General features: G+C 44.7%; 6 protein-coding genes. All 6 read left to right on the top strand.

The window, feature by feature from the left end:
- The first annotated feature begins 272 nt into the window (after positions 1 to 272).
- The 6 genes from ACK8P8_RS09340 (at position 273) to ACK8P8_RS09315 (ending at position 8,835) form a co-directional block, all read left to right on the top strand.
- Entirely contained in the window at positions 273 to 860 is a 588-nt protein-coding gene (locus ACK8P8_RS09340; protein WP_227217478.1) for an RNA polymerase sigma-70 factor, read from the top strand.
- 99 nt (positions 861 to 959) lie between these two features.
- On the top strand, positions 960 to 2,144 hold the full coding sequence (locus tag ACK8P8_RS09335) for a FecR family protein (RefSeq protein WP_227217477.1): 1,185 nt from the start codon (positions 960 to 962) through the stop codon (positions 2,142 to 2,144).
- Positions 2,145 to 2,225: 81 nt separating this feature from the next.
- Entirely contained in the window at positions 2,226 to 5,786 is a 3,561-nt protein-coding gene (locus ACK8P8_RS09330) for a SusC/RagA family TonB-linked outer membrane protein (RefSeq protein WP_410025809.1), read from the top strand.
- 11 nt (positions 5,787 to 5,797) lie between these two features.
- On the top strand, positions 5,798 to 7,357 hold the full coding sequence (locus ACK8P8_RS09325) for a RagB/SusD family nutrient uptake outer membrane protein (protein WP_410025808.1): 1,560 nt from the start codon (positions 5,798 to 5,800) through the stop codon (positions 7,355 to 7,357).
- Entirely contained in the window at positions 7,342 to 8,037 is a 696-nt protein-coding gene (locus ACK8P8_RS09320; RefSeq protein ID WP_227217474.1) for a hypothetical protein, read from the top strand. The genes ACK8P8_RS09325 and ACK8P8_RS09320 overlap by 16 nt, the downstream gene beginning before the upstream one ends.
- A gap of 12 nt (positions 8,038 to 8,049) precedes the next feature.
- Entirely contained in the window at positions 8,050 to 8,835 is a 786-nt protein-coding gene (locus ACK8P8_RS09315) for a hypothetical protein (RefSeq protein ID WP_410025806.1), read from the top strand.
- The last annotated feature ends 40 nt before the right edge of the window (positions 8,836 to 8,875 follow it).

The following is an 8,875-nucleotide window of genomic DNA, read 5'->3' as shown; positions in this document are numbered from 1 at the left end:
GGAATTTATTGCTACCGAACGGAATATAGGGACATGGAAAGTCAACGCTTGAGTGCCGCGGAGTTCATTCTCAATGCGTGTAATCCAGCACTTGAATGTTCTCCCCCACCTTCCGCGCGATAGCCGATTTTATCTGCCCGGCATGGGGACACGGGAACCCGATGAGTGTTCCTTTAAAAGGACTTTATGAACTACAATTTTGAATTTTACAGTTTTTCTACTATTTTTGTCCTAGATAGGGAATATCTATCAACAAACAGGAACGGCAAAATATGGATAACAAACAATCAAACGGAGGAATATCAAACACATTTTCCCCAAGCGAACGTGACACAATTCGGGAATTATTCGAGCAACACTACACCCCGCTAGTCTTGTTCGCGAGAAATTATGTCCCCGACATGGAAGCCGACAAGGATATCGTTCAAGAAATATTCCTCGCCTTGATCGAATCCGCCAAAACATTCGGGACGCCCGACGAACTGAAAGCCTATCTTTATACTGCCGTCAAAAACAAATGCTTGAAACACCTGCGCCACGAGAAAGTGAAACAGGAATATTCCGACGCCCACCGGGATGAACCCTCGGAAGAAGAGACCTACTTCAACCGGGTGTTGGAAGAGGAAGTATGTTACTCGCTGCTCGTGCAGGAAATCGAACTTTTGCCCGACCAATGCCAGAAGGTATTCAAGTTGATACTGGAAGGGAAAGCGAACCCGGAAATCGCCGCAGACTTACATATCAGCATCGAAACGGTCAAATCGCATAAACAAAGCGGCAAAAAGATACTCCACGATCGCCTTGTACATATCGTGGAAAGAAGTATTCTCCTTTTCATATTGGAAAAAATGGGGTTGTAAACAACTGATATTCCATGTCCTAAAAAATATTTCAAAAAAAATCATATTTTCACTCACTCTTTTTCTCACTCGGGGGTTTTACAAGAAAGAACAACCCCAATGACTCAAAAAGAGAAAAACATATTCCGCCTGTCCCGTGCCATCACGAACTCCCTGCGAGGGGTTGCCAGTGAGAAAGAACGGGGTACGCTGGAACAATGGCTCGCCGCCTCGAAGAAAAACAGGGAAATATACGAGGGATTCAAGCAAGGCAGCTATCTGGAACAAAAACTATCGGATTACAACGCCGTCAACAGGCTCGGCGATTACGAGCGATTCATCACGACACGTCGTAAACGAACCCGTTTTTCCATCAAGACATTCGTCCGCTACGCGGCGATCCTTATCCTGCCCTTGGGATTAGCCCTCGTCCTGTTGTTGCGTGAAAAACAACCGGAACCCGTGATTGCCATATCGGAGGTAATCACACCCGGAAGCCACAAGGCGATACTGACCATGGGAGGCGGAGAGCGCATCGTATTATCCGACAGCACGTTCACCCCGTTGCAGGAACAGAACGGAATGATTGTCAAGATACAAAATAGCAAAGTATCCTATCTTACACCGACAGATACCTTGATCAGTGAAACCACCCCGATATACAACACCTTGCAAGTACCCCGGGGAGGAGAATATTTCCTGACACTTTCCGACGGCACGCAGGTATGGTTGAACGCCGAATCTGAAATTCGCTACCCGGTACGCTTCACTGGAAGCAAACGGGAAATCTTCCTCGAGGGGGAAGCCTTCCTCACGGTAACCCCGAACAAAGAGAAACCCTTCGTTGTCGTGTCGTCGAAAGCCTCGGTTACCGTGCTGGGAACCGAATTCAACTTCCGGGCTTACCCGGATGAAGAGAACGTGCAGACCACGCTGGTCGAGGGTTCGGTTATCATGCAATCGGCAAGATACAAACAGCAGATAAGGCTGATTCCCGGGGAACAGGGAACCCTCGAAATAGAAACCGGAAAACTCTATAAACAAGAGGTCAACACGTACCTCTACACGGCATGGAAAGACGGACGCTTCGCCTTCCGGAATACCCGACTGGAAGAACTGTTCAACATCCTGTCCCGGTGGTACGACCTGCACGTGTTCTACCTTAACCCGGAAGCGAAAGACATCCGGTTCACGGGGGACATCAACAAAACCGAAGATTTCAACGCAATATTGAAAATAATAGAAAATAACGAGAGAGTAATATTTAACGTGAACAAGAGAACAGTATCAGTACAGCTGAAGTAATAAAAACGAGAGCATCCGGTGCGCTAACACCGGATGTTCTATTAAAATTGTTTTAGTTTCCATTTAAAACATTACAAATGTATGAAAAAAATGAACAGTAACGGCCATTCCTCGGGAGGATTATGGCAAAAAGAATTTAGAATTATGAAATTGTGCCTTATTTTTACATTTATCGGCGTGATGCATATCTCTGCAGCCACCTACTCGCAGGATGTAAAACTGGACTTGAAGGTGAAAAACGCCTCTCTGGAGAGCGTGATGAACTCCATTCGCACGCAATCAGAGTATAGCTTTTTCTTCGACGACATCGCCGTGAAAAAAATCTCGAATATCACGTTAGACCTCAAGAGGGCTAGCATCGAGGAAGTACTGACCTCTTGCCTGAAAGGCACGGGATTCGGTTTTCGGGTACTCGACAAGACAATCATCCTTTTCAAGGAACAGGCGAAAGACGACAAGAAGAAATCGTACATCATCCAAGGAAAAGTAGTGGACGAAAAGAACCTGCCCATGCCGGGAGTAACCGTTATGCTCGACAGCACCACCGTGGGAACAGCCACGGATACCGCCGGACATTTCGTGTTGCCCTTGCCTATGCCCAAGGGAACACTCGTGTTCTCGTTCATCGGTTTTAAAACTCAAAAAGTACAATACACCGAGGGAAAACAAATCGTGGTGAAGATGCAGGAAGACATCTCCGGATTGCAAGAGGTACAAGTTGTTGCCTACGGTTCGCAAAAAAAGCGGACTCTGGTCAGTTCCATCTCCACGCTGAAAGCCGACGAGATGAAAGAACTCCCGACGCATAGCTTGGAAAGCTTGTTACAAGGTCACATGGCAGGTGTGGAAGTCAACAACCTTTCCGGTGCTCCCGGAGGTGGTGGTTCCATCGTGGCTATCCGGGGATATAACTCTTTCTTCACGAAAGGGAACGATAATAATGGCGGTGAAGGAGACGACCGAAAATACGGAACTCCACTTTACGTGATTGACGGAGTCCCCATGCAAGCATTCACTTCTCCAATTACGGGCACGAACACCCTTTCCGATATTGATCCTTCTATGATTGAATCTATCGAAGTACTGAAAGATGCAGCATCGGCAGCCATCTACGGTTCCCGTGCCGGAAACGGAGTCATCTTGATCACCACGAAGAAAGGACGCTCGGGTAAAGCTCAATTTACAGCCAATGCCTCCTATTCTGTTTCATGGCTACCGGAAGCTCCCGACCATAGCGGTGGAAATTTAGTTCGCCGGTATAACATAAACGCATTGCGCAACACGGTGAACCCTTACCAGAATGCCGACGGGAAATGGGTTATGCCGACTTCCTACGAAGAGGTATATAAATACACAACGAACACAGACCCCGTGTACAACTATTTCTTCGGACACAAATCCGGAGCAGGAAATGCCTATACATTACAAGACAGTCTGAACGAATTTTACAACAATTCCACGGATTGGTGGAGATACTCATTCCGCACGTCCAACGTGTACAACGCGAATTTACAGGCAAGCGGTGGAAGTGAAACCATGAATTACATGATCGGCGCCGGCTATTACAAGGAGGAAGGTATCATGCTGTCAAGCGGATTCGAACGGGTGAACGTGATCTCAAACGTCCAGGCAAATCCCACGAAACGCCTTCAACTTAACAATCAGATTTCCCTTTCTTATAGCGACCGCAGCCGCGGAGGAAAAGGCGGTAGCGGACAAAAAGTAGAGGGAATATCTGTCGAACTTCAAAATCAATCCTCTTTATTACCCGGGGAAGATTATATTAAAGAATATATGTTGAAAGACTTGAACTCGAAGATCGAAAAGAACCAGAGTTATTCACTCCGTTACAATCTCGTGCTGGATTATAATATCATACGAGGTCTGAATCTACGTGTATCGGGCGCTATTGACTACAATCAACAAAATCAGAATAATTTCGAACCAAGCACGCTGGACAAAGACTTCCACCGTTCCACAAGCAAAGGAACAATCACGAAAAACATTTCCATCTTGAACGAAAACCTATTGACTTATGATTTCAAGATCAAGCAAGACCACCACTTTAACATTCTGTTAGGACTCTCCTTTCAAAAAGACCAATCTTACTCGAACCAGGGGAAAGCCATCGGCGGACCGAACGATTATGTTCATTACGCAAGCGGAATCTGGGGAGGAACTAACGGAGTGAACAATATCAATTCGAACAAAGACGAAGCACCGCAATATAAATCCGCTTTTGAATATAATTCCAGCCTCCAAGAAGAACGCATGAACAGTTACTTCGGACGGTTAAGGTATGATTACAAAGAAAAATATATGTTTGAAGCGACCATTCGCCGGGACGGTTCATCTGTATTCGGCGAGGACGTGCGGTGGGCTACATTCCCCTCCGTTGCCGCGGGCTGGGCATTCTCGGACGAATCGTTCATGAAACCCCTCTATTGGTTGAGTTTCGGTAAAATCCGCGCAAGCTGGGGACGTTCAGGACAAAAATTCTCACAACCTTATCTCGCCCACGGTTTAATCTCGAGTTCACATCAGGTGTTCTTGGGCAACCAGGGTATGCAACCAGATACCGAGGGAGGATTACTGAACCAGAAGTTAAGCTGGGAGAAAACGGACCAATATGACATCGGATTGGACGTAAGTTTTCTTAATTACCGCCTCAAGTTCACTTTGGATTATTACTACCGGAATACCAAGGGACAACTGCAACAGATGACTCTTCCGGGAGACTTGAATTTCCAGACCTTCCAGTGGCAAAATGCACTAGGCGTATCAAACGAAGGCTTGGAACTGGAATTGACTGCCGACATCTTCCGGGAAACAACCGTGAAATGGCGAATGAAACTGAACGCTACCCGCAACTGGAACCGCTTCAAGAAAAGTAGTGACGGGTACGATTTTAATGAAAATATCATTGGAAAAGGATTGTACAATATAAAAGCATATAAAACAGACGGGTTCTACAACTCGATGGACGAAGTTCCCATTTATGCGTCTGCATGGGGTGTACCTCAACCACTTAAAAGCTTGGTAGGAGGGATATTCACTCCCGGTACTCGAAGAATTCTCGACCTGGATAATAACGGTTCGATTTCATCAAACGATATGTATTATGCTGCCAGTCCCCTTCCCCTTGCACACGGAGGGTTTATCAACGAAATCAAATGGAAACAATTTGATGTAAACATATTCTTCACTTACTCGCTGGGAAGACATATATTGAAAGTATACGACGATATAGAAATCCAACCCAGTGATAAGGGAAGTGCCCTAAATCTTGATATCAGGAAAGTATCGTCATGGACAGGTCCGGACAGTAAAAATCCCGAGTATCCCTACTTGATACAACACGGAGAACGAACACAATATAACGGACGATATGATTGTGATATCGAAAATGTAAGTATGATACGCCTGAAACAACTCACGCTGGGATACAATCTGCACGAACAGTTCGCAAAAAAACTCGGGCTCAGAAGCGCACGCGTGTTCATCACGGGAGAAAATCTATTCTTACTCACGAACTATTCGGGGGTTGATCCGGAAATCATAGATATAACCTCGGGAATCGATGGACTAAATGGTTATCCACTACCGCGCAAATTTACTATCGGATTAACCGTTAATTTTTAAAGTTTATGATTATGAAAAAAATACTAATTCTCATTTTATTTTCCCCCCTGTTCTCGTGCAACGATTGGTTGAACGTGGACTCGGAAGTATCCGTGACTTATCGCAATTATTTCCAAAGCGAACAAGATATTGAAGATATTTTCATCACTATGCTTGGTTTTGAAAGAACAATATTAGCAAATCCCAGTTTGTCTCAATTAGATGTTGCCGGTCTATATTGTACGGATGCTTCCAGTGGAAATTTTCCGTTCCGAAATTTCGAACAACAGGAAATTGTAAAACACATACAAGGTTGGTCTGACTATTATAAAACCATTTATTTGGCAAATATGCTGGAAGATAACAGGCATCGTTTCGAGAATGTTTCAGAAGAACGTGCTGATTATTGGATAGCCCAGGCAAATTTCATCAAGGGATTGATGTATTTCGAGATCGCGAGACAATGGGGCGATGCCCCGATAGCCCCCAGGACAGAGGATCCCTCTCCTAAAGCCAAAAGCCCGGTGGACACGATTCTGGCGTACGCTATCCGTGCAGCGGAAACAGCCTTGATCCTACCGACACACGACAAACTGACTGATGCCCAAGGAGAGAACGTGTATAGCCGACAATACGCCAGTATCGGATCGGTTCACACGTTACTCGCTAATATCTACGCGTGGATGGGAGGATTGTACAACGATGACAAATACTGGAAAAAAGCGGAGGAAGAAGCATCTCTCGTGATTGAAGGCAAAGCAGGGACTTACGATCTCGTGAGCATGAAAGATCTTGTCGAGAAGACACTTGGAAGTGCACGCGACGTGACAGAAGTGATTTTTGCATTGGAAACAAACCAACAGGATCAAGATAACTACGATATAGTATTTTTACTAAAACAGTATCCGGGATTTGAACTGATCAATTTCCCCAATGGCGTAACCAATCCGTGGGAAATCGAGACAGGTGCCGATAATACCAAAATCAGCGTGGAGGACGTGAAGGCATTGTACCCGGACGAAAAAGACCTACGCCGCAAAGAGTACTGGCTCAAATTGGGAGAGAATCCTTATGACGATGATGATGATGAAAATATAGATAAAGAGCGGATTCCCTTATATGCCTATCTCAATAAATGGCGCGAACCCGTTTATTCTGTCAATCCCGAAACCAATAAAGATGGTACGAAATTGATCGCTATGGAAGGCAACCGGGTATACTGGCGGCTAGCCGATTTAATCCTACTGAGAGCAGAATGCCGTGCTCATTTAGGTATGCCGGACGCCGTTGCAGACTTGAACCGCATCCGTCACCGTGCCGGACTTGAAGGTTACACGGGTTCCAAGGAAAAAACAGCTCTGCTAAGAGAAATTTTTGACGAACGCGACCGCGAATTGTTCGGTGAAACTCGCCGCTATTACGATATCGTGAGAAACGGGTACGTTCGTGACGAATTACAGGGAAATTATATTACCTTAAAGGAGGAAGATATAAAAAACGGGGCTCTTTACCTCCCCATTAGCGATCAAGCATCCAATAAGAATACACTCATGAAACAAAATACATACTGGTCAATATGGACAATAAAATAATAAACACAATAAAAGGAGTAGCGTTACTGTTACTGGTCAACCTATACTCCTGCACCGACTATAATTACATTGACGGTGGATTAGCAAACGGAGTTCACGATTGCACGATGTGGCAATATTTCGAGAATCAAACCGTGGATTGGGATTCCACGATGATCATGATCGAACACGCCGGGATGAAGTCCTGTTTCGATGGCAGCGGACAATACAAGCAGATCACTTTTTTCGGTATTACCGATATAGCCATTGCAAGATTTATGCTACAACATAACAGCGAATTGGATACTAAAAAAGAAGCTGGAATTCCGGTAGATGACAACGACTATTGGAACAAAGTGGAAGATATGCCGGCAGATAGCTGTGCCGCGATACTAAAAAAATTAATCGTACCCGAACAAAAGATTATGCTGAAAGACATGCCGCGGGGGAATCGGTTATTAGTAGACCAAAAGTATGTCGAAAGCGGAGGCAAGCCATTTACCACGTTATACGGTGACGAAATTTTTACATGGATGGTACCGGGTGACTATGACGAGTTGAAAGATGCCGGTGCCAAAGTCCTTTGGATCGCCCGGCGACGGAACACCTCATCCAACCATAGGATTGCTTCTACTGATATACAGACCACAACCGGAGTGATAAACTCCATGGATTACGGCTTCGCGATGGGAAACTTTTAAACTGAAAGAACAATGAAAAAATTGATCTATTTACTGGCATTTGTTGCCGCGGGATTATGCTACGCGTGCCATGATATTACCGTGGGATATTTGATTGTAGGTGAAACAGCCGGGTATCCCGATGACACTATGATTGTTATCACGAAAGCAGAAAACGAGTTACAGAGAGTGAAGAACATAGAAGCTTCGTTTTACTTGGAAAGTCAAGAAATTCAAGACAGAATAGAAGAACTTGATAACCAAATTGACGACATCAAAAATAGCGATGAGTATTGGGACGATGAGTTGTGGTTTGAGGCGGATGAAGACGATTTTTGGGATGATCCTGATGCATGGGAAAAACTCACGGCAAAGGTAGATGAGAAATACGGGATAACACCCCTTCAAACGGAACTTGATGAACTATCCTTGAAACTAAATAATCTTGCAACAGAAATGGGTATCGAATCTCTGGAAATACTGAAAAAAGATATCGAAACTTGGAAAAACAAAGTAGATTATAAACTTCCATATCTTTCATCCGAAATCGATGGAGTTAAAGGAACAGCTATCTTGTATTTTCGTGTCGTTGACGTAAAGAGCGACAACTCGGAAAACGCAGCCAAGTTTATGGATTATGTCGAAGTAAAAGGACACGGGCAAATTAGCGTGAAATATAACCCGGAAGTACCCGTCGGAACGTATCTCCTGACCCTAGAAGTCGAAAATGAAGGAAGATCAAAGATTATCGAAGATGTATTCACGGTGATCTTAAAAGATGTTCCGGAAGAAGCCCCTGTACCTATGCCGGACGAATAATTTAAAAGATTGCGACAAAATTTTGTCGCAATCTTTTCCC

The organism is Butyricimonas muris (assembly GCF_046365375.1).
Lineage (GTDB): Bacteria > Bacteroidota > Bacteroidia > Bacteroidales > Marinifilaceae > Butyricimonas > Butyricimonas muris.
The sequence above is the reverse complement of the archived record's forward strand: the minus strand, read 5'-3'. Positions and strand labels throughout refer to the sequence as shown.